The sequence below is a fragment of the Citrobacter sp. Cf072 genome (genome assembly GCF_030334485.1).
Taxonomy (GTDB): domain Bacteria; phylum Pseudomonadota; class Gammaproteobacteria; order Enterobacterales; family Enterobacteriaceae; genus Citrobacter; species Citrobacter freundii.
On record NZ_JAOWDX010000045.1, the window covers coordinates 331,494 to 354,339 of the forward strand.

General features: G+C 52.8%; 21 protein-coding genes. 4 read left to right on the forward strand and 17 right to left on the reverse strand.

Annotation, left to right across the window (positions count from 1 at the left end; translation table 11 throughout):
* Positions 1–52: 52 nt before the first annotated feature.
* The 9 genes from OGX66_RS13925 to OGX66_RS13965 form a co-directional block, all read right to left on the reverse strand.
* Positions 53–445, reverse strand: coding sequence for a DoxX family protein (locus OGX66_RS13925; protein ID WP_003024847.1), 393 nt, complete (start codon positions 443–445; stop codon positions 53–55).
* Between the two features lie 173 nt (positions 446–618).
* Positions 619–918, reverse strand: a complete 300-nt coding sequence (locus OGX66_RS13930) for a YqjK-like family protein (protein WP_003024845.1) — start codon at positions 916–918, stop codon at positions 619–621.
* A complete protein-coding gene (locus OGX66_RS13935) occupies positions 918–1,313 on the reverse strand; it encodes a phage holin family protein (RefSeq protein ID WP_003024834.1) in 396 nt (131 codons plus the stop codon). Before OGX66_RS13935 ends, OGX66_RS13930 begins: the two co-directional genes overlap by 1 nt.
* Before the next feature lie 2 nt (positions 1,314–1,315).
* Positions 1,316–1,621, reverse strand: coding sequence for an ElaB/YgaM/YqjD family protein (locus OGX66_RS13940; protein ID WP_003024832.1), 306 nt, complete (start codon positions 1,619–1,621; stop codon positions 1,316–1,318).
* 33 nt (positions 1,622–1,654) lie between these two features.
* Positions 1,655–2,023: a DUF1090 domain-containing protein gene (locus OGX66_RS13945; protein WP_003024825.1), complete on the reverse strand. Its 369-nt coding sequence runs from the start codon at positions 2,021–2,023 to the stop codon at positions 1,655–1,657.
* A 148-nt stretch (positions 2,024–2,171) separates the two neighbouring features.
* Complete coding sequence (gene mzrA / locus OGX66_RS13950) at positions 2,172–2,540, reverse strand: EnvZ/OmpR regulon moderator MzrA (protein WP_162838710.1); 369 nt, start codon at positions 2,538–2,540, stop codon at positions 2,172–2,174.
* An 18-nt stretch (positions 2,541–2,558) separates the two neighbouring features.
* Positions 2,559–3,221 (reverse strand): DedA family general envelope maintenance protein YqjA, encoded by a 663-nt coding sequence (yqjA, locus tag OGX66_RS13955; RefSeq protein WP_003024820.1) that lies wholly within the window; start codon positions 3,219–3,221, stop codon positions 2,559–2,561.
* A gap of 348 nt (positions 3,222–3,569) precedes the next feature.
* Positions 3,570–4,346: a transcriptional regulator ExuR gene (exuR, locus tag OGX66_RS13960; protein ID WP_003024817.1), complete on the reverse strand. Its 777-nt coding sequence runs from the start codon at positions 4,344–4,346 to the stop codon at positions 3,570–3,572.
* 134 nt (positions 4,347–4,480) lie between these two features.
* Positions 4,481–5,782: an MFS transporter gene (locus OGX66_RS13965; RefSeq protein ID WP_003024814.1), complete on the reverse strand. Its 1,302-nt coding sequence runs from the start codon at positions 5,780–5,782 to the stop codon at positions 4,481–4,483.
* A gap of 473 nt (positions 5,783–6,255) precedes the next feature.
* Here OGX66_RS13965 and uxaC point away from each other — a divergent pair, with 473 nt between their 5' ends.
* From uxaC to OGX66_RS13980, 3 genes are all read left to right on the forward strand, one after another.
* Complete coding sequence (uxaC, locus tag OGX66_RS13970; protein WP_003024811.1) at positions 6,256–7,668, forward strand: glucuronate isomerase; 1,413 nt, start codon at positions 6,256–6,258, stop codon at positions 7,666–7,668.
* 15 nt (positions 7,669–7,683) lie between these two features.
* The gene (locus tag OGX66_RS13975; protein ID WP_057102073.1) at positions 7,684–9,171 is read left to right on the forward strand and encodes a UxaA family hydrolase; all 1,488 of its coding nucleotides are present in this window, start codon (positions 7,684–7,686) and stop codon (positions 9,169–9,171) included.
* Positions 9,172–9,305: 134 nt separating this feature from the next.
* The gene (locus OGX66_RS13980; RefSeq protein ID WP_003024807.1) at positions 9,306–9,860 is read left to right on the forward strand and encodes a YgjV family protein; all 555 of its coding nucleotides are present in this window, start codon (positions 9,306–9,308) and stop codon (positions 9,858–9,860) included.
* A gap of 16 nt (positions 9,861–9,876) precedes the next feature.
* Here OGX66_RS13980 and sstT read toward each other — a convergent pair whose 3' ends face one another.
* From sstT to OGX66_RS14000, 4 genes are all read right to left on the reverse strand, one after another.
* A complete protein-coding gene (sstT, locus tag OGX66_RS13985; RefSeq protein WP_049001660.1) occupies positions 9,877–11,121 on the reverse strand; it encodes a serine/threonine transporter SstT in 1,245 nt (414 codons plus the stop codon).
* 242 nt (positions 11,122–11,363) lie between these two features.
* Complete coding sequence (locus OGX66_RS13990) at positions 11,364–12,332, reverse strand: TerC family protein (protein ID WP_003828551.1); 969 nt, start codon at positions 12,330–12,332, stop codon at positions 11,364–11,366.
* Positions 12,333–12,603: 271 nt separating this feature from the next.
* Positions 12,604–13,602 (reverse strand): Gfo/Idh/MocA family protein, encoded by a 999-nt coding sequence (locus OGX66_RS13995; RefSeq protein ID WP_049001658.1) that lies wholly within the window; start codon positions 13,600–13,602, stop codon positions 12,604–12,606.
* A gap of 72 nt (positions 13,603–13,674) precedes the next feature.
* Positions 13,675–14,175 (reverse strand): M48 metallopeptidase family protein, encoded by a 501-nt coding sequence (locus tag OGX66_RS14000; RefSeq protein ID WP_044700945.1) that lies wholly within the window; start codon positions 14,173–14,175, stop codon positions 13,675–13,677.
* 84 nt (positions 14,176–14,259) lie between these two features.
* On the opposite strand from OGX66_RS14000, the gene rlmG reads away from it, so the two are divergent.
* The gene (gene rlmG, locus OGX66_RS14005; protein WP_003024789.1) at positions 14,260–15,396 is read left to right on the forward strand and encodes a 23S rRNA (guanine(1835)-N(2))-methyltransferase RlmG; all 1,137 of its coding nucleotides are present in this window, start codon (positions 14,260–14,262) and stop codon (positions 15,394–15,396) included.
* Positions 15,397–15,514: 118 nt separating this feature from the next.
* On the opposite strand, the gene OGX66_RS14010 is transcribed toward rlmG, so the two are convergent.
* The 4 genes from OGX66_RS14010 to OGX66_RS14025 all read right to left on the reverse strand — a co-directional run bounded on the left by OGX66_RS14010 (position 15,515) and on the right by OGX66_RS14025 (position 22,831).
* Positions 15,515–17,533: an oxidoreductase gene (locus tag OGX66_RS14010; RefSeq protein ID WP_270933093.1), complete on the reverse strand. Its 2,019-nt coding sequence runs from the start codon at positions 17,531–17,533 to the stop codon at positions 15,515–15,517.
* A gap of 228 nt (positions 17,534–17,761) precedes the next feature.
* Positions 17,762–20,113 carry an alpha-glucosidase gene (gene ygjK / locus OGX66_RS14015; RefSeq protein ID WP_057102071.1) on the reverse strand — a complete coding sequence of 784 codons (2,352 nt, stop codon included), beginning with the start codon at positions 20,111–20,113 and terminating at the stop codon, positions 17,762–17,764.
* A 15-nt stretch (positions 20,114–20,128) separates the two neighbouring features.
* Entirely contained in the window at positions 20,129–21,190 is a 1,062-nt protein-coding gene (gene ygjJ, locus OGX66_RS14020) for a protein YgjJ (RefSeq protein ID WP_003841480.1), read from the reverse strand.
* 207 nt (positions 21,191–21,397) lie between these two features.
* A complete protein-coding gene (locus tag OGX66_RS14025) occupies positions 21,398–22,831 on the reverse strand; it encodes an amino acid permease (protein WP_003846220.1) in 1,434 nt (477 codons plus the stop codon).
* Positions 22,832–22,846 lie beyond the last annotated feature (15 nt).

A 22,846-nucleotide genomic window follows, 5' to 3' on the forward strand; every position in this document is an offset into this window, starting at 1 on the left:
GCAAAAGCGAGGAGATATCTCCTCGCTTTTTGATGTGTTCAGTATAGTTTGCTTACCACTTTTTATTCAGTACGCGGTCAATACTGAATGCGCCCGGACCGGTGATAGCCAGCAGCAGGAAGCCGCCTGCGATGGTCAGGTTTTTCATAAACATCAGAGAGTTCACACCTTCCGCAAAGTTACTGTGGAAGAGGAATGCCGTCAGCAGCGTGAAGCCTGCGGTGAACAGCGCGGTAGTACGGGTCAGGAAACCGAACAAAATTGCCAGACCGCCGCCAAACTCAAGCAGAATCACCAGCGGCAGCATAAATCCAGGGACGCCCATGGCTTCCATGTACTGTTGGGTACCTGCATATCCGGTGATTTTTCCCCAACCTGCGGTAATAAACAGGATTGGCATCAGAATGCGCGCTACCAGTACACCAACATCTTCTAATTTCTTCATCATACTCTCCAGGAAACCACTCAGGCGGCTTATTGTGTTTTTTTGTGCAACGACGCTGCTGAGCGCGTCGTTGCTGTCGATGAAGAGAATAATAAACGTGGCTAATGAGAATTGTTAGCAAGGAAAACTGTCAGTATTTTTCAAAAATTTTGAGGTTGGGGGTAGGGAAGGGATTAGCCGCGCAGTTGCTGCTGTCTGATGGTTGATTTCACCAGACGCCAGATGCTCCAGACGCTAAAGCCGCGTTTGGCCCAGCGGACCAGCAGATTTGGGTTACGGATGGTGCGAACCGCCATAATACTGCTCCCGACTAACACCCAGCCGCGCAGGTTCAACAGCGTCTTCCAGCCACGATCGTAGACCTCGGTGGCTTCCAGCCAGTCGCGGCGAGTAGCAGACAGATCCAGCCGTTGCTGCTGGATCTGTCCAAGCAGTTGCGCCTTACGTTGTTGACGTTCGACTTTACTGCTCATTATGCGTCATCCTCCAGAGCCCGCCTGTCGTTCGCGAGTTCATTGCGCGTATGGCGTAGCAGCGTTGTTTTACGCGCTTTACGCAGCGTCCATATCCCGCCAATCAGCGCTAACAGCAACAGCACTACGGTGGTGGCAATCATGGCGTTCAGTCGGTATTGAGGGTCAATGGCCCAGATGATAAGTACCATCAGGCTCATCAGGCCAAACGCCGCGAACAGCATAGTCAGCCCAAGCATCAGCAGGATCTGGATGAGGTTGGCTTTTTCCTCTTCCAGCTCAACGACGGCCAGCCGCAGCCGCGTCTCTACGATCTCAACGAGAATCGTCAGGATCCGCTGTCCAATACCCAGTACGCCTTTGCCTGGACCTTGTGCGTGTTGAGAATCAGCCATTGTTAACGGCGCGACAGCAGTACACCAAGCACCACACCGACTGCAGCGCCAATGCCGACGCCTGTCCATGGGTTTTCGCGCACGTAGTTATCGGCTTTAGCCGCGGCCTCACGGGTCTGTTTGGCAATCACATCGCTGGTTTCACTCAGACGATGGCGGCTCTCGCGCAGCGCATGTTCGGCTTTGCTGCGAATTTTACTCATCTCTTCCTTCGACTTATCGCCAGAAGAGCTAAGTACTTCTTCAAGCGTATCCGCAAGAGATTTCAGCTCAGCGCGCAGGTTTTCCGTAGCATTATCTTTCGACATAGTTTTCTCCAGTTGAGTGGCTAGTTACCGTACTTAGTAATCGCGGGTCTCGAGTTCTTTTAGCTCTTTCTGAGCTTCAGCAAGCTTATGTTCGCGCTTTGCTACCTTATCCGCATCGCCTTTTTGCTTAGCTTCGGCTAAGTCACGTTGACGCTCGGCAATCTCATTTTTCTGCTCGGCGATTTTTTTCTGATGGTTGGCGCGCAGTTTGCTGTCAGTACAGTTTGCCCTGACTTCGCTCAGCGCTTTGTTCAGCCCATTGATGCGGCTCTGATTATTGTGTTTTTCGGCATAGCTAATCTCCCGCTGAATGTCTTGTTCTTTTTCCTGACAGAGGGTGTTGGCGTAGCTGCCGGCACTTAGAGCGAAAAGGCTAATTGCCAAAGCGATGCGGTATTTCATTCTTGAACCTTCCATTGTGATTCGACCTCGTCGTTTAGGGTCGATGCTCCAGAATAATAAAACGTTGGGTCATAAGCCCAGTTTATTAATCATAGGCGCTAAACGGTGAAATCACCAAAGTGAGTGATCTAATTCAGATTCCTGGAAATTAACCAAAGCGGTGTGGAGTATCACGTAAGCGGGATAACCACTGCACCGCCTGATTATCATCATCCTGCTGAGCAATAACGAAACCGTGCGGTAACGTTCGATCAAGTACGACCTTTGCCGCTGCGCTTTGCGCACTGGAATCAAAGGTAATCAGCAGTGCGTCATTTTGCGGAGTGATGCTTTTAAAACGAATGCCGTTGGCATCCAGGTGATGCCAGATAGAGAAGCCATCAGGCATGCTGGCTCCCTGGTTTACGGCACGAATGGCGAGCGTTGATTCCTGCTGGCGAATGACAGACCAGGTCAGGAGCAACGCGCCAATGAACAACATAAAAGTGGTGGACCAGGCAAGTCGTCGGAGCGTTATGCATGATTTCAGCATAATTTACCCTCGGTTCCCGTATTTCTTCTTCCAAAGAACAACCAGTGAACCTGCCAGACCAAACACCAGTAACACCACAGGAAGCAGCATCAGACAAGACATCAGCTGATCTTCATACTTGAGAAACACCGGCGTTTTGCCCAGCAGATAACCAAGCGTTGTGAGAATCAAAACCCAAAGCAGTCCACTCATCCAGTTGAAGAACTGAAAGCGCGCATTGTTCAGGCCGGACAATCCTGCGATGGTCGGCAGTAATGTTCTGACAAACGCGATGAAGCGACCGACCAGCAGCGCAGACAAGCCATGCTTATGGAACAGATGATGCGCGCGCTGATGGTAATGCGCGGGCAGATGAGATAGCCAGTTTTGTACTGTGCGGGTATTCCCCAGCCATCGCCCCTGGATATAGCTAAGCCAGCAACCCAGGCTGGCTGCGGTAGTGAGCAGCAGTACCGTTTGCGGGAAACCCATCGCGCCTTTGGCGATAAGTACGCCGACCAGCACCAGTAGACTGTCGCCAGGTAAAAAGGCCGCTGGCAGCAGTCCGTTTTCCAGAAACAAAATGGTAAATAGTACGAAATAGAGCATGCCAATCATGGAAGGATTGGCCAGCGTTTCAAAATCCTGAGCCCATAAAGCATTCAGTAATTGAGTCAGTAGTTCCATTCAATATTCCTGGAGAATCGGTTGTCGTCATGCCGGTTTTCTGGAGTTTGTAACGCCGCAATTTTATTGGTGTTTTTTACATGGATCGCGGTCTGACACAAATTCACGGCCTGAACTATTCCCTGTAAAGTTGTGAAGTAAGCAAGCTCTCAAACACAAAAATTCAAATAGCATCTAATTGTAACAAAGGTCAACGTTGTCCGTTATAGAAATTACGGTTGTTGAACTGTGATTTTGCTTATCGCAATGGAGGGAGGCGAGAGGATTTACACAGGCTGACACTTTATACCTAATGCTTACCAAGCAGGAGAAACAGGCGCTTTGTCGCGCCTGCATCGAAAAGATTGCTTATTTAGCGCTGTTAACTGCCGTATCGAGATGAACGACCGGATTTTCTGCAAAAAGATAACGATCGGCGTTGAACTCAAAATCATCGCTGGTCTCGTTGAACAACATGATTTTGGTATTCTCCAGGTGTTGCCACATCGCCAGTTTTGCCGCGTTCGGATCTTTACGGATCAGCGCTTTGAGAATTTGATCATGGTCATCACACCAGTTATCGACGGTACGTGCGTCGATATGTTCGTGCAGTTTTTTCCAGTACGGGTTGTGGCTGCGCTGGGTCCACATTTTTTCCACAATGGCGGCCAGCGCTGAGTTCTGCGTGGCTAGCGCGACCTGAATATGAAACTGCAGATCCCATTCGGAATCGCGGAAGCATTTTTCATTCCGCGCATGCTCTTGAATGTCCATCAGTTTCATGATGTCTTGCTTGGTAACCTGCGTAGCAGCAAATTCAGCGATATTGCTTTCAATCAACTGACGAGCCTGAAGCAGCTCGAAAGGACCATAATTGGCGAATTCAAGCGATTCGTCGGTGGCCTGCTGGTGACGGGCCTGGTTCGAAATGACATGAATGCCAGAACCTTTGCGCACTTCTACATAGCCCTCAACTTCGAGCATGATAATCGCTTCACGAACCACGGTACGGCTGACATTTTTTTCATCGGCGATAAAGCGCTCAGCGGGGAGTTTTTCACCCACCAGATAGACGCCCTGCTCAATGCGTTCTTTCAGATCAGCGGCAAGTTGTTGGTACAAACGTCGTGGTTCAGTGATTTCCATATGCGCTCCAGGCATGATACGGCAGACTCTATTTGTTATACCACTTTTACGATTACGGCTCCACTCGCGACGTCAAAAAAGCCGCCAGATAACTGGCGGCTTAGCATGACAAAACCTTGTTAAATCTTGTCCGGTTAACTTTGCGCAGCGGGATCGCCAGTTTGCGACTCTGACTCTACCTCGCTGGCCGATTTGTTCTGCAATACCGTCCAGATGACTAACGCGCCGAGCAGGTCGAATACCGCCAGTACGGCAAACAGTGGGCTAAAGCCGATGGTGTCAGCCAGTGCACCGACCACCAGCGCAAACAGCGTACTTGCAAGCCAGGCGGACATACCGGTCAGACCGTTCGCAGTAGCCACTTCATTACGACCAAACACGTCAGAAGAGAGTGTAATCAGCGCACCGGACAGCGCCTGGTGAGCAAAGCCACCGACGCACAGCAGGGCGATAGCAATGTATGGGCTGGTGAACAGACCAATCATCCCAGGGCCAATCATCAGCAATGCACCCATGGTGACAACCATTTTACGTGAAACGATCAGGTTAACGCCGAACCAGCGCTGGAACAGCGGCGGTAAGTAACCCCCAACGATACAGCCCAGGTCAGCAAACAGCATCGGCATCCAGGCAAACATCGCAATTTCTTTCAGGTTAAAGCCGTAGACTTTAAACATGAACAGCGGGATCCAGGCGTTGAAGGTACCCCAGGCCGGCTCTGCCAGGAAACGCGGCAGCGCGATGCCCCAGAACTGGCGGTTACGCAAGATCTGACCGAGCGACATTTTTTTCGAGGTCGCGTTTTTATGCTGTGATTCCTGACCATTCAGAATGTAATCACGTTCTTCATCAGACAGTTTTTTCTGGTCGCGCGGGTGTTTGTAGAACACAAGCCAGCACATCGCCCAGATGAAGCTCAGCGCACCGGAAATAATGAATGCCATCTGCCAGCTGTGCATGACGATGGCCCAGACCACCAGCGGTGGAGCAATCATCGCGCCGATAGAAGAGCCGACGTTAAAGTAACCTACGGCAATTGAACGCTCTTTTGCCGGGAACCATTCAGAACTGGCTTTCAGACCCGCAGGGATCATTGCGGCTTCAGCGGCACCTACCGCACCACGCGCCAGTGCCAGTCCACCCCAACTGCCAGCCAGTGCGGTCGCGCCACAGAAGACGGCCCACAGAACGGCGAACATCGCGTAACCCACTTTTGTGCCGAGCACATCGAGCACGTAGCCGGCAACGGGTTGCATTACGGTGTAAGCAGCAGAATACGCTGCGATGATATAGGAATACTGTTGAGTGGAGATGTGTAACTCTTCCATCAGAGTTGGCGCAGCTGCCGCCACAGTGTTACGTGTCAGGTAACCCAGCACGGTGCCAAGTGTCACCAGTGCAATCATGTACCAACGTAACCCTTTAATTTTACGCATGTAAAACCTCATCGTTTTGTTATGTCCGCGAACGAGCGGTCATCTTCCAGTTCAGGGCGGAGGATGTTCTTTTACGAGGGGGGACCGAAAAAAAAAGCCGGTACTCCCCGAACTTTGCCATGTCAATAATTGTGCTAATTCGGTTTCCGTACCGGTCAATCCGATGGATATCCATCGGTAATTTGCATTCCGTCGGCTTATGTATCGCGACGGCCAAAAGATAACTTGTCATACAGCTTTAAAAGGTGAGTGCCATCACAAAAGTGTGAATCTTCGTGTGGTCATTATTTCGATTCAGCAAAGCCAGAACTGGCGCGGCTTGACGCGTGATTTACCTCTTTGAGAGTAATTTTTTTGTCACCATTTGTTGATCTAACTCACGAAAATATCTTCAGCGTATAGAAATTGGTGTGATAACTTTGTCAACATCAAAACATAAGCAATCTGACGCACTCGTTGAGAGGAAGACGATAATGACCCCGTTTATGACTGAAGATTTCCTGCTGGACACCGAATTTGCCCGCCGTCTGTACCATGATTACGCCAAAGACCAGCCGATCTTCGATTACCACTGCCATTTACCACCGCAACAAATCGCTGAAAACTACCGTTTTAATAACCTGTATGACATCTGGCTGAAGGGTGATCACTACAAATGGCGTGCGATGCGTACCAATGGCGTCGCTGAGCGCTTGTGTACCGGCGATGCGTCCGATCGCGAGAAGTTTGACGCATGGGCCGCCACGGTTCCGCACACTATCGGTAACCCGCTGTACCACTGGACCCACCTCGAATTACGTCGTCCGTTTGGTATTACAGGTAAGCTGCTGTCTCCGGCAACGGCTGACGAAATCTGGAACCAGTGCAACGAGCTGCTGGCGCAGGATAAATTCTCTGCGCGCGGAATCATGCAGCAGATGAATGTGAAAATGGTCGGCACTACCGATGATCCGATCGACTCTCTGGAGCACCATGCGGCCGTTGCTAAAGACGGAAGCTTTGATGTGAAAGTGCTGCCGAGCTGGCGTCCGGATAAAGCCTTTAACATTGAGCTGGCGACCTTTAATGACTACATGGCGAAGCTCGGTGAAGTGTCTGACACGGATATCCGCCGCTTCAGCGACCTGCAAGCTGCACTGACCAAACGTCTTGATCACTTCGCGGCGCACGGCTGTAAAGTCTCTGACCACGCGCTGGACGTGGTGCTGTTTGCCGAATCTAACGAATCTGAACTGGATAGCATTCTGGCGCGTCGCCTGGCGGGTGAAACCCTGAGTGAACATGAAGTTGCCCAGTTTAAAACCGCCGTGCTGGTGTTCCTTGGTGCGGAATACGCTCGTCGCGAATGGGTACAGCAGTACCACATCGGCGCGCTGCGTAATAACAACCTGCGCCAGTTCAAACTGTTGGGCGCGGATGTCGGTTTCGACTCCATCAATGATCGTCCGATGGCCGAAGAACTGTCCAAACTGCTGAGCAAGCAGAACGAGCAAAACCTGCTGCCGAAAACCATTCTGTACTGCCTGAACCCGCGCGATAACGAAGTGCTGGGCACTATGATCGGTAACTTCCAGGGCGAAGGTATGCCGGGCAAAATGCAGTTCGGTTCCGGCTGGTGGTTCAACGATCAGAAAGACGGGATGGAACGTCAGATGACGCAGCTGGCCCAGCTCGGTTTGCTTAGCCGTTTCGTCGGTATGCTGACCGATAGCCGTAGCTTCCTGTCATACACACGCCATGAATACTTCCGTCGTATTCTGTGCCAGATGATTGGCCGTTGGGTTGCTGCAGGTGAAGCACCGGCAGATATCCAGCTGCTGGGTGAAATGGTCAGAAATATTTGCTTCAACAATGCGCGCGATTATTTCGCCATTGAACTGAACTAAGGCCTGGGTGAAGGTATGCAATACATCAAGATCCATGCGCTGGATAACGTCGCGGTTGCGCTTGCTGATTTGGCTGAAGGAAACGAAGTCACCATTGATGGGCAGGCGGTAATCCTGCGTCAGGCGGTCTCTCGTGGCCATAAATTTGCCTTATGCAATATTGCGAAAGGCGAAAACGTCATTAAATACGGTTTGCCAATTGGCCATACGCTGGTGGACGTTGCGGCGGGTGAGCATATTCATGCCCATAACACGCGTACCAATCTGAGCGACCTGGATACGTATCGCTACCAACCTGATTTTCAGCCTGAAGTTGCCCAACCGGCGGATCGCGATGTGCAGATTTATCGCCGCGCGAACGGTGACGTTGGGGTGCGTAACGAACTGTGGATCCTGCCAACGGTAGGCTGCGTTAACGCGATGGCGCGTCAGATGCAGAACCGCTTTTTGAAAGAGACCAACGACGCCGAAGGAATCGACGGCGTGCATCTCTTCAGCCACACCTACGGCTGTTCACAGCTCGGCGACGACCACATTAATACCCGCACCATGCTGCAAAACATGGTGCGTCACCCGAATGCGGGTGCGGTGCTGGTGGTTGGTCTGGGCTGTGAAAACAATCAGGTGGATGCCTTCCGCGAAACCTTAGGCGAGTACGATCCTGATCGCGTTCACTTCATGGTCTGCCAACATCAGGAAGACGAAGTGGAAGCGGGGATTGAACATCTTCACCAGCTGTACAACGTGATGCGTAACGATAAGCGTGAACCGGGTAAGCTGGGCGAGCTGAAGTTTGGTCTGGAATGCGGCGGCTCTGACGGCCTCTCCGGTATTACCGCCAACCCGATGCTGGGCCGTTTCTCCGACTACGTGATTGCTAACGGCGGAACTACAGTGCTGACCGAAGTACCGGAAATGTTCGGCGCCGAGCAGCTGCTGATGGACCACTGCCGCGATGAAGAAACGTTTGGCAAGCTGGTCACCATGGTTAATGACTTCAAGCAGTATTTCATTGCCCACGACCAGCCGATCTACGAGAACCCATCGCCGGGCAACAAAGCGGGCGGTATCACCACGCTGGAAGATAAATCTCTGGGCTGCACGCAAAAAGCAGGCTCCAGTCAGGTGGTGGACGTGCTGCGCTACGGCGAGCGTCTGAAAACCCACGGCCTGAACCTGCTGAGCGCACCGGGCAACGATGCCGTCGCCACCAGCGCGCTGGCGGGCGCGGGCTGTCATATGGTGTTGTTCAGTACCGGTCGCGGTACGCCGTACGGTGGTTTTGTACCGACGGTGAAAATTGCCACCAACAGCGAGCTGGCAGCGAAGAAAAAGCACTGGATCGATTTTGACGCTGGACAGTTGATCCACGGTAAAGCGATGCCTCAACTGCTGAGCGAGTTTGTCGATACGATCGTTGAGTTCGCCAACGGTAAGCAAACCTGCAACGAGCGCAACGATTTCCGGGAACTGGCTATTTTCAAAAGTGGCGTAACGTTGTAATAAATGCCTGATGGTGCCTGCAGGTCTGCGCAAATCGTAGGCCTGATAAGCGTAGCGCCATCAGGCACAAACCGTTGCCAGATGGCGGCGAAAACGCCTTATCCGGCATACAAAATGGAGTTGGGGTTGCTTGCATGACCGCGTATTGGCTGGCCCAGGGCGTAGGTGTCATCGCCTTTCTGATCGGCATTACCACCTTTTTCAATCGCGATGAGCGCCGCTTCCGGCTGCAACTTGCTGTCTATAGCGCCACCATTGGCGTGCATTTTTTTCTGATGGGCGCCTGGCCCGCGGGAATGAGCGCAGAACTCAACACCATCCGCACACTTGTCTCAATGCATACCCGCAAACTGTGGGTGATGACCGTTTTTATTATCCTCACCCTGGTTCTCGGTCTGGCGAAATTACAGCATGCGATGGAGCTGTTACCGATAATTGGCACGCTGGCCAGCACCTGGGCGCTGTTTCGCTGCAAAGGGTTAACCGTGCGTTGCGTAATGTGGTGCGCAACCGCCTGTTGGGTTATCCATAATTTCTGGCTGGGATCGATTGGCGGGACGATGATCGAAGGGAGTTTTCTGGTGATGAATGGCCTGAACATTATTCGCTTCCGGCGGATGCAAAAACGCGGAATTGATCCGTTCAAAATTGAAAAAAGCGTACAAGAAAAGAGCCCCTCCGCCCGATGACGGAGGGGCGCAGGGATTAGCCGCGCAGGGCGTTGTTTGCCAGACGCTCGTCTTCAGCCTGGCAGGCTGCCGCGGTAAACAAGACATCTGTAGAAGAGTTCAGCGCCGTTTCACAGGAATCCTGCAATACGCCGATGATAAAGCCGACGGCAACTACCTGCATGGCGATATCATTCGGGATACCGAACATATTACACGCCAGTGGGATCAGCAGCAGAGAGCCACCCGCCACGCCAGATGCGCCACAGGCGCAAAGCGAAGCCACAACGCTCAGTAACAGCGCCGTCGGTAAATCGACCGGAATACCCAGCGTATTCACCGCCGCCAGCGTCAGCACGGTAATGGTGATCGCCGCACCCGCCATATTGATGGTGGCGCCCAGCGGGATAGATACCGAGTAGGTATCACGATCCAGATTCAGCTTCTCACATAGCGCCATATTCACCGGAATGTTGGCGGCGGAGCTGCGGGTAAAGAAAGCGTACACGCCGCTTTCGCGCAGACAGGCCAGCACCAGCGGATACGGGTTACGGCGAATTTTCCAGAAGACCAGCAGTGGGTTGACCACAAACGCCACCAGCAGCATACAGCCTACCAGTACGGTCAGCAGTTGGGCGTAGCCCCAAAGCGTTGCAAAACCGGTGGTTGCCAGCGTGGATGAGACCAGACCAAAGATACCGATTGGCGCGAAACGAATCACCAGCTTTACCATAAAGGTGACGGCGTTGGACATATCATTGACCAGATTTTTGGTCGTTTCATTACCGTGGCGCAGTGCAAAGCCCAGACCGACGGCCCAGACCAGAATACCAATATAGTTAGCGTTAAGCAGGGCATCAACTGGGTTAGAAACCATGCTCATCAGCAGGCTACGCATTACTTCAACGATGCCGGACGGTGGCACAATATCGCTGGCGCTGCTGGAAAGATGCAGTGTTGATGGGAAAGCAAAGCTGAAGACAACGGCGGCTAATGCCGCTGAAAATGTTCCGAGCAGGTAAAGGAACAGAATGGGGCGGATATTGGTTTTTTGCCCGTGCTGGTGGTTGGCGATAGAGGCCATTACCAGCATCAGAACCAGAATTGGTGCGACAGCTTTTAATGCGCCGACGAACAGCGTACCCAGTAAACCAACGGCTTCTGCCGCAGGTTTTGACACCAGTGCCAGTAAAATCCCCAGTACCAAACCGATCAAAATTTGTTTAACCAGGCTCCCTTGCGCCAAACGCGAGAGTAGCCCCGATGAACGTTGCGTAGTCATGTCGTGATCCTTTCATTGTGTTGTTGCCTTACCTTTGTGCGTTCTGTTGACGCATCTTTCAGGATGGGGCAAATGTTTGCATGGCTGAGTATAAGGAAAGAACGGGGTTCTGGAAGCGAAATATACTGGATTCCGCGCTGAGATCATATTTTATAACTTTGAGTTAACATTATTTTGACATGATAGACAAAAAGCCCGACGCACGCAGTGTGCTGTCGGGCTTTTCAGCTAGCAGATGAAACTTACTGTATTTGCTGCTTTTTATCGTGCTGGTGGTTGACCCATGCGTTAACAATTAGCGTCACAAAAAGAATGCCAAATACCACGCCTAACGAGATAGCGATCGGAATATGGTAGAAATCGACGATCAGCATCTTAATACCGATAAACACCAGAATGACCGACAAGCCGTACTTCAGCATGGAGAAACGCTCTGCCACGCCCGCCAGCAGGAAGTACATCGCACGCAGCCCCAAAATAGCAAACAGGTTCGAGGTCAACACGATGAACGGGTCGGTGGTAACGGCAAAGATAGCCGGAATACTGTCGACGGCGAAAATCACGTCGCTCAGCTCAACCAGAATCAACACCAACATCAGCGGCGTGACAAACAGCAGACCGTTTTTACGCACGAAGAATTTTTCATCTTCGATGGTATCGGTCATGCGTAAATGGCCGCGCAGCCAGCGTACTAACGGTCTGTCGCCGATACCGGAGGCATCTTCTTTCGCCAGCGCCATCTTCACGCCGGTAAACAGCAGGAACGCGCCGAACACGTAAAGCAGCCACTCAAACTGGGTGATAAGCCAGCTGCCGGCGAAGATCATGATCGTACGCAGAACAATTGCTCCCAGCACGCCATACACCAATACCCGGCGCTGCAACGCAGGCGGCACTGAGAAGTAGCTGAAGAGCATCAACCAGACAAAGACGTTATCTACTGCCAGCGATTTTTCGATCAGATAGCCGGTCAGGAACGCCAGTGCCTGTGGGTCGGCAACGGCGCGGCCCTGGGTTTCCGCCAGGTACCACCAGAAGGCGGCGTTAAACAGTAGCGACAGCGTTACCCAGACGATTGACCAGGCCGCAGCCTGTTTCATCGACATCGTATGTGCGCCACGACGACCCTGCAACAGCAGGTCGATGGCCAGCATAATTACCACTACGACAGCGAAGCCACCCCATAACAACGGTGTGCCGACAGTATTCATTGTATTTCCCCATGCATAAAAAAAACGGCCAACGCCGAATGACGTTAGCCGCTGCTTTTTATGCATAGACCTTGCCATTCGGCAAGGTCTCACTTACAACAACAAAGGAATACGATGGCGTATTCCTTTGTTATCGCCCGGTGACCGGATGTGGTTTTTCACACATCGTAATGACGATCAACCGACAACGAAGTTACTCCCCTTTGCGGGTTACAAAATATTACAGGCCATGCATTCAGTCAATGGCCTGCAACATTCCATTTACACACTTTTACGCAGTCAGCGAGGTTACCGTCTCGTCTGCCGGGAAAACCACGCCGGTCTGGCGGCGAATCTCCGTTTGCAGTTTAGCGGTGATACGGCTGACGGCCAGTGCCGGGTGATCCACTTCGCCGGATTCAACCAAATGGGCAAAAGCCTCTGCCTCATACAGCATAGTATTGATGTGTTGAGGCGTCGTCAGATCCTGCGTTTTTCCCCCGCGCGGAACAAAGCACACTTTTTGGCATTCGGAAATATGCTCGATGACCAGCGATCCCGACTCGCCCTGAATTTCACTGGCTAATACTGAATCGCTTACTTTTGAGTGCTGGAGCGTAACGCTGAAATCACCGTAATTCAGCACCACCACACCGTGGGCATCCACGCCGCTTTCCAGCAGGCTGGCGCTGGCCTGAACGCTCTGTGGTTCGCCCCATAGCGCAATCGCCGAGGCCAGGCAGTAAAAACCGATATCCATAATCGAGCCATTGGAGAACGCCGGATTAAACGTGTTCGGATTTTCACCATCCAGATAGCGCTGGTAACGCGAGGAGTACTGGCAGTAATTGATAAATGCTTTCCTGATTTTTCCAACTTTTGGGAGCGATTGCTGTAACAGCAGGAAGTTAGGCAGGCTGGCGGTTTTAAACGCTTCAAACAGCACGACCTGGTTTTCACGCGCGCAGGCGATAGCGGCTTCGGCTTGCGCCAGGTTGGAGGCCAGTGGCTTTTCGCAAATAACATGCTTTTTGTGCCGCAAAAACAGCTCGGTCTGCGGGAAGTGCAGGGAGTTTGGACTGGCGATGTAGACGGCGTCGATCGCCTCGCTTTGCGCCATCGCTTCCAGCGAAGTAAACAGATGCTCGACGGGGTAATCGTTGGCGAAGGTCTGTGCCTGCTCAAGGCTACGAGAATAGACTGCGGTTAACTTATACTTGCCGGTTTCATGGGCGGCATCGACAAACTGGCGGGTGATCCAGTTTGTGCCAATTACTGCGAAACGTATCATAAAGGCCTTCAGGCTGCGAAAAGGGATTCTTTCGTCAATTTAGCATGCTCTGAAGACAAAGCCAGTGCGCGACTACGCAGTTTGCTTTAACGATTGTTGCGTTAACCACAGGCGGGTATCGAACTCCAGTTGGTGATACTGAGGCTCCATATGACAGCACAGCTGGTAAAACGCTTTGTCGTGCTCTTTTTCTTTCAGATGCGCCAGTTCATGAACGACAATCATACGCAAAAAGGGTTCGGGGGCATTGCGAAAAACGGTCGCCACGCGGATCTCCGCTTTAGCTTTGAGCTTACCGCCCTGCACGCGAGAGACGGCGGTATGCAGCCCCAACGCATTCTTCAGAACGTGGATCTTGCTGTCATACATGACTTTATTCAGCGGCGGGGCGTTACGCAGAAACTGATTTTTCAGATCCTGAGTATATTGCCAGAGCGCTTTGTCGGTCGCGAAGTCATGCGTACCCGGATAGCGCTTCTCCAGCACTGCGCCCAGGCGTTGCTCAGCAATCAGCGTTCTCACCTGAGAAAGTAAATTCTCCGGATATCCTTGCAGATAGGTCAACTGACTCATTAGTGCCCCATATAAAGTATAAAAAGTGTATACTCACGCACCCTTTTCAGGGATACGCCGAAATTTTACCATTCAGGAGGGCCGATGAGCCACATAGACAACGGTTTCCGTTCGCTGTCACTTAAACGTTTCCCGGAAACGGATGACGTTAACCCGCTGCTGGCGTGGGAAGCTGCAGATGAATATCTGCTGCAACAGCTGGACGATACCGAAATTAGCGGCCCGGTGCTGATCCTGAATGATACCTTCGGCGCGCTGGGCTGTGCGCTGGCGGAACATACGCCGTACAGCATTGGCGACTCCTATCTCAGCGAGCTTGCCACACGTGAGAACCTGCGTCACAACGATATTGCCGAGTCGAGCGTCAAGTTCCTCGACAGTACCGCTGACTATCCGCAGGCGCCGGGCGTGGTGCTGATTAAGCTGCCAAAAACCATGGCGCTGCTGGAGCAGCAACTGCGCGCCCTGCGTGAAGTGGTCACGCCGCAGACGCGTATCATCGCCGGTGCAAAAGCGCGTGATATCCACACCTCTACGCTGGAGCTGTTTGAGAAAGTGCTGGGACCAACCACCACCACGCTGGCATGGAAAAAGGCGCGCCTGATCAACGGCACCTTTACCAAACCGGCGCTGGCCGATACCGCCCAGACCCTGAGCTGGAAGCTGGAAGGCACCGACTGGACCATCCACAACCATGCCAACGTCTTCTCCCGTACCGGGCTGGACATCGGGGCACGTTTCTTTATGGAGCATCTGCCGGAAAACCTGGAAGGCGAGATTGTCGATCTCGGCTGCGGTAACGGCGTGCTGGGCATGACGCTGCTGGCGAAGAACCCAGAAGCCAGCGTGGTGTTTGTTGATGAATCACCGATGGCGGTCGCTTCCAGCCGTCTGAACGTGGAAACCAACCTGCCGGACGCGCTGGATCGCAGCGAATTTATGATTAATAACGCGCTCTCCGGCGTAGAACCGTTCCGCTTCAACGCGGTGTTCTGCAACCCTCCGTTCCACCAGAAGCATGCGCTGACCGATAATATCGCCTGGGAGATGTTCCACCACGCCCGCCGCTGCCTGAAAATCAACGGTGAGCTGTACATTGTGGCTAACCGTCACCTCGACTACTTCCACAAGTTGAAGAAGATTTTCGGCAACTGCGTAACCATCGCCACCAATAATAAATTCGTGGTGCTAAAAGCGGTCAAAACCGGTCGCCGTCGTTAAGCCCTTGTGCCGGATAGCGGCTAACGCCTTATCCGGCCGCCTCGTAGGCCTGATAAGCGTAGCGCCATCAGGCAAAGATGTGCGCAGTTGTCTTATCCGACCTACGGGATACAACGTGTTAAATCTCCAGCGCTAAGCGGGTCCCCTGCGCAATAGCGCGTCGGGCATCCAGTTCCATCGCCACATCGCAGCCGCCGATCAGATGCACCGTTTTACCTGCCGCGTGCAGCGGATCGACCAGTTCACGGCGTGGCTCTTGTCCGGCGCAAATCACCACGTTATCCACGTTAAAGATCACCGGTTCGCCGTTCAACACGACGTGTAACCCATCATCATCAATCTTCTGGTAGCTGACTGCCGGGATCATTTTCACGCCGCGTGAGAGCAGGGTGGCGCGATGGATCCAGCCCGTCGTTTTACCTAAACCTTGCCCCGGTTTGCTGGCTTTGCGCTGCAACATCACTATCTGGCGCGGGCTGCGGGATAAGTGCGGACCTTCCGGGCGTAAGCCGCCAGGCTGTTGCAGGCTGGTGTCGATCCCCCATTCCACGCAGAACTCCGCAATGTTCTGGCTGGTGGCTTCACCGGGTTGACTCAGATACATGGCTGTATCGAAACCAATCCCGCCGCAGCCAACGATCGCTACGCGTTTGCCCACTGGCGTTTTATCGCGCAGGACGTCGAGATAGCTCAGCACTTTTGGATGTTCGATCCCCTCGATCGGCGGCATACGTGGCTCGATCCCGCTGGCAAGGATCACTTCGTCGAAAGTGTGCAGATCGTGTGCGCTGACAAAGTGATTCAGCTTCAGGGTCACGCCAGTCACGTCGATCATCCGGCGGAAGTAGCGCAGGGTTTCATAGAATTCTTCTTTGCCGGGGATCTGTTTGGCGATATTAAACTGCCCGCCAATTTCGCCATGTGCGTCAAACAGCGTGACGTGATGTCCGCGTGCGGCGGCATTAATGGCGAAGGCGAGGCCTGCAGGACCCGCACCGACAACCGCCAGATTCTTTGGTACAGCTGCCGCAACGATCGGCATTTTAGTTTCATGGCAGGCGCGCGGATTGACCAGGCAAGAGGTGACTTTGCCGACAAAGATCTGGTCCAGACAGGCCTGGTTACAGCCGATACAGGTGTTGATCTCATCCGCTCGTCCGGTTTGCGCTTTTGACAGCAGTTCGGCATCGGCGAGGAACGGACGGGCCATCGACACCATATCGGCATCGCCACGGGCCAGAATGTCATCGGCGACCTGGGGATCGTTAATGCGGTTGGTGGTGACCAGTGGGATTGTCACATGCCCTTTCAGCTTACGCGTCACCCAACTAAACGCGCCGCGCGGTACCGGGGTAGCGATAGTGGGAATACGCGCCTCATGCCAGCCAATACCGGTGTTAATGATGGTGGCCCCGGCGGCTTCTATCGCCTGCGCCAGCTGGACAGTTTCGTCGAAGGTTCCGCCGTTTTCTACCAGATCGAGCATCGACAGGCGGAAGATAATAATAAAGTCATTACCGGCACGCTGACGTACCGCTCGCACCACCTCAACGGCAAAACGCATGCGGTTGGCATACTCACCGCCCCATTGGTCATCGCGCTGGTTGGTACGCAGAGTCAGGAATTCGTTGATGAGATACCCTTCCGACCCCATCACTTCTACGCCATCGTAGCCCGCTTCCCGCGCCAGTTGGGCGCAATGGGCAAAATCTTCAATCAACTGCAGCACTTCATCGTGCGTCAGCTCATGTGGCGTAAAGCGGTTAATGGGGGCCTGAATAGCAGATGGTGCCACCAGATGCGGCTGGTAGCTGTAACGCCCGGTGTGCAGGATTTGCAGGGCGATTTTGCCGCCTTCGTCATGAACGGCATCGGTAATGACACGATGGTGTGCAAGCTGGCTGCTGTCGTTGAGCATCGCGCCGCCTTCCATCCCCACGCCGGAAAGCGCAGGCGCAATGCCTCCGCTCACAATTAACGCTACGCCGTGACGAGCGCGCTCGGCGTAGAACGCGGCCAGCCGTTCTGCACCGTCGGGATACTCCTCCAGCCCGGTATGCATTGAACCCATCAGCACGCGGTTTTTAAGCGTGGTGAAGCCTAAATCGAGCGGGGCGAATAGCGACGGATAGCTCATAAAGGTGTCCAGTATGTAAAATTATTGTTATATGGTCGGATGAGTTCTAATTTAGCCGTCGCCACGTAAAAGGGAAAAGGGGAATGCCGTGATTGTGATGGGATTCAAAAAAGGAGTGGGGCCAGAGAATGAATTTGCCGGATATCGATGCAAGCACCTAATCCGGCCTGTGAAAATGTGTCTTTGCAGGCCGGATAAGCGAAGCGCCATCCGGCGGTATGTCACAGATTACTGTTTTTTAAGAAAATCGTTATACAGCATATAGAGATGTGCCGCGCTCCAGGAGAAGTTCGGCGCGCCCTGTTGTGCGCCAGTCAACGGGTTATAGTTTTCCTGAATCGGACCATCTGCGGTAAGGCCTTTGGCGTGGCTGAAGAAGGTATCCGCCAGTTTTAATGCTTCATCGCGATAGCCATAACGCTCCATCCCTTTTAGCCCAAACCAGAACTGATCCACCCAGACGCGCCCGCGCCAGTAAATGTCCGCGCCGAAGGCGGGGTTGGTTAGCGCCGCTGTGCCAAGCGGGACAAAGGTGTTGAACTCTTTGGGATCGAGCATCACCTTAACCACCGCATCCGCATGGGGCTGCGTTGCCGCCCCGTTAAACAGCGGCGACCAGCCTTCCGGCCCTTTGCCACGTTCGACGATTGGTTTACCCGCACAGCCGTTGGTCAACGGGGTATCTTCGATCCTCACGTCATAGAAGAATCGGGTGTCTGGGTCGAACATGCAGGTATTGATGTAATCCGCCAGTTTTTGCGCCAGCTGGCGGTAGCGCTGCGCTTCTTTGTGTTTACCGAGCAGGGTCGCCATCTCTGCCAGATAATGGTTGTCGCTGTACATATAGCTGGCCTGATCGACCGATTCCTGCAGCAGCGAGTAACCCAGCAACTTACCGTCGTTACTGCGGTTTTCGGCAAATTTCACCACCCAGTCGCTGCGTTTCCCACCGTTAGCGACGTATTTATCCAGTTGCTCTTTGTCGATAAAACCAAAGACTGCCGCATCGTCACGCCCGGATTCCCAGGAAGCAGCAACCTGTGCTGGGATCTCGAGGCTGTCATACTGGCCTTTACTGGTGATGTTGGCGTAGTTTTTCAGTCCGGATAGGGTTTCTTCCTTGTCGCCATTTTTCACCGTAAACAGCATTTCACCGCTGTCGGTATTGTGGGCTTTATCGCGGGTCGCGCCGTATTCCGGTACGCCGTTGCCGTTATGATCGCGGTTTCGCAGCCACCAGTCGTGATATGCGACCAGCTTTGGATACATCTCTTCGAGCCAGGCCTTATCCTTGGTGACGTTGTAGACTTCCATCACCGACCAGGCAGCCAGGCTTGGCTTGGTGTTACGCTCGTTCCAGTTGCCGCCGTCGCCGCCGCGTTCGGGGCTAAGGTTCCAGGCAATCAGGTCGGGAATGAATCCGGCGTCTTGCGGGCGAACGGGATCGCCGGGTTTAATCTGCCATGAAAAGACGGCGCGGATGTTCTCTTTGGCGATTTCCGGGTTAAAGTGCGCCATGGCGAAGGCCTGCTTCCAGGTATCCCACGGCCAGGTCTGGTTGCCGGAGAACCAACGGCCGGTAACCGACGGTGTCACGGTATTGTGTTTTACCGCGCCGCCCGGCGATCGCCAGTTACCGTTCAGCGTTTCGATCGCCTTCACCGCCACTCGGGTTTGTTCTGGCGTGGCGTCCGGGTTGTTTAAGCCTTTCTTGAGATAGTCGTCCCAGCGCTGCTGCGAGGCGAGCATGTAAGAAGAAGGACGCGCCAGAATATCGCGGATCTGCGGCTGCTCTTTTGCCACATCTTCGGCGGTAAGCAGATGAGACCAGGTGGTGTAAATCGTCGTCGAACCGTTGATATGGGTCTTCCCCGTGAAGCGATGACCATTAACCGTGGTTTTCATGGCGACAGATTTATGCACCTGATACTCCGACTCGCCGGAGGTGAGCAGATCCCAGGTTGAACGCACCTTGCCGAAGGTGACTTTCAGGCCGTCGTGCGTGGCGGTGATTTTGCGCTGATAGCCAGGGAACTCGCCATCAATGGTTTTATCCGACAGGGCTTTTCCCTCTTTTGCCTCCAGTTTTTCCAGCAGTTCGCCGTCCCACACCAGATCCAGCGGCGAGTTGCTGGTGATTTTGGTTTCCAGCAGCGAAGTGCGCGGACTGGCGAAGCGTAGCGTCATCTCTACCTGTACATCTTTTGATGACAATTTCTGTACCAGCGCCCCGGGAATGCTGTAAGCCTCAAGGGTGAAATCGACCTTTTTACCGTGCTGATACACCGTCAGTCGGTCAAAATTATTGGCCATAAAGTTGATGTACTCTTCGGTCAGCAGTGCGACGCCAGGAAAGCCGCCCATTGTTGCGGGGCCATCTGGCAACAGATGCCCGTGCCATGAGCCGAGGTCGAAAAATGGATTAAAACGCTGGTGGTCGTCGTGATCGTAGTCATGCATGTAGTCCGGCGCACCGGTGCGATTAATGATGTTTTTGAAGTCATTAACGCTGGCGGCATGCGCAGAGACGTTCATCAGCAGGAGGCAGGCCAGCGGCGTAAGAAGAGGTTTGATATTCATGGGTTCCGGTCCTTGTTACCAATAGAAATATTGCATCAGGAAGATTTGGTCGCTCGGATCACCAGATGCATTCTGCATATAGAACCGGCTGTCGAAGGCGGTAGCGAAACGTCCGCCGCCGTATTCATACCAGATACCGAACTGCATAAAGGACGTGGTTTCTTCCTCAGCGCGATCTGGTCGGTGTTTGGCGTAGCTATATGCGGTGGAGAGGTAAACGCCTTTTAGCGCTTCATACATCGCGCTGACCATATAGCCGGTCTCGGTGCCGGATACATCCAACCCGTCGGCGCGACCCGTGTGGTGCCACGCGCGGGCGGCGAAGTTGGGCGAGAGGATGCCGGTCAGGAACAGCTGTCCGGTACCGTCCGTTATCTCCAGACCGTTCATCCAGGTTACGCCTTCAGTCAGGTCGTACTGGATGTAACCATTCATCATAGCCGGATAGGTATATTTATCGTCGTAGCGATCGTATTTACCAAAGTGCAACCAGGCTTTGCTTTCATCGTGATGTCCGGCGGGTGTAGCGGTCACGCTATAGCGCAAAGGGCCGGTCAGGTTTTGCACCTTAATGGCGGTCATGATGTCTCGGGTATTCGGAATAACGTAGCCCAGGTCTGGCGTGAAATCCCCCCACCACTGCAGGTCATCCAGCGAGGAGTCCTGGCGCAGGCTGAGCATCACCTCTGTTCCTGCATCGGTACGGTAACCACCGTAAAAGCGGTTGATCCCGCCTTCGAATCCGCCCCAGCTATGGTCAGGAACCCAGGCATTGCCTTGATGGTCGGCCTGTACGGTCCAGCCCTCGCCGTAGATCAGACCAAACCATGAACCGTGTTTTATCTCCAGGCCACCTTCAATGTAAGTACCGTCGCTGTATTTATGCTTATCTTTTCCTTCTAAATCCATATATCCACCCATGCCCAATTCGCCATAAAAACGAAAAGAGGGGGAGGTTATGGCAGGTGTTTTCGTATCGTCGTGTTCAGCAGGGCGAACTTCTTCAGCACCCAGAGAAGAGACGCAGAAAAAGGGCAGGGCAATAATTGCCCTGCAATAATGGCTAATGTTATTCATGCTTCGATCCTAAGCAAATAAAATATAATTTTTATTGTTATATACCCTTCATACTTCAAGCTGCATGTGCGTTAGCTACGTTCGTTCACCCCAGTCACATAGTTATCTATGCTCCTGGGAATTCACTCACTTGCCGCCTTCATGCAACTCGAATTATTTTGGTTATAGCCTTGGAGAATATTGTTTATTGTTATTATGTTTTAGTCATTAATTGATGTTTGAAGCGGGAGCAGCCTCAATAGCTTTTTCTTCTTTAGTCAGCCCTTTGATGTATTTGCTATATTTCCACCAGGCAAAACCGAGGAAAATAACAATCCCACCGACATTATAGAAAATAATGGTTATGATATTTCCGCCGCTTGGGAAGGTAGAGGCAATAAATCCGATGGTGAACAGGACGATCAGCATTGATACCACGATAATGCCAGTTTTTTGCGAACCCATACGGAAGTCGCGCGGTAAGTGGTCCAGTTTTGCGCGCAGATTCAGGTAGGCCAGCATAATAAACAGCGGCGGCAGCATCGATGCGGCGGCGGTCATGTTGATGATGGTGTTCATTAAGTCTTGCACGGTATTGGAACCGAGCGTTGGGATAATCATCAGCGGGATAACGATCAGAAACTGGATCCACGCTGCGCGGGCCGGTACACCGTTTTCGTTCAGTTCGACGGTTTTTTTACCGAAAATACCCGCCGGAATTTCAGAGAAGAAGATCTTCACCGGCGTTGCGGTCCACATCAACAGAGAGCCGAACATCGCGGTAAAGGAGACCAGGCCGACAAAGCGGTTAACGATCAGTTCCGGCAGACCAAAGTATGCCGCCAGACCGTGGAATACCTGCACCGATCCACCGGTAAACTTCAGCTCTTTGCTGCTGACGAAGACGTTGATCAGCACCGAGGAGATGGAATAAAGCACGCCGATAAAAATCCCGGCAATGATAATGACCTTCACGAACGATTTTGACCCGCCCTTGACGTCGTTGACATATACCGCCACGGACTCCGCGCCGCCTGCCGCCATAAAGATCCAGGTGGTGATACCGAGGAATGCCCAGTTAAAATTCGGGATCATTGCATCAACGGTGATGGGGTCAGCAGGCTGCACGCCGCCCACCAACGCAGTACCCGCCAGTAAAATGTAGGACAGCGTCAGCAGCAGCATTAACGTGGAGGTGACGGAGGTAATCGGCCCCAGCATTTTTGCGCCGTTGGTCGAAACCCAGGTCGAGAAGGCAAACAGCACCATACTTAACACGGTTGTGGCGAAGGGCGTCAGAATGTATTCGTAGCCTAAAAATGCGTACGAGGCATAGGCGATAACGCGCGGGAGTAACGAGGTAAAAAAGAACAGGTTAACGAACCAGTAGGTGTAGGCGGTAATAAAGGCCCAGCGCCCGCCCAGAGAGCTTTTCACCCATGCGTAGACACCGGCTTCGGAGTTTTTATTCAGCGAAACAAATTCGGCGATGATTAAGCAGAATGGAATAAAGTAGAAAATTGTCGCGAGGAAAAACATCGGTGCGGATGCCAGACCAAGCTCAATATTATTGTTGATAACGTTATTAAAACTATAAACCGCGGCAAAGGTGAGTGAAAGTAAGCCGAACTTGCCGATGGTATTACGTTTGGTATCAGACATAGCACATCTCCGATT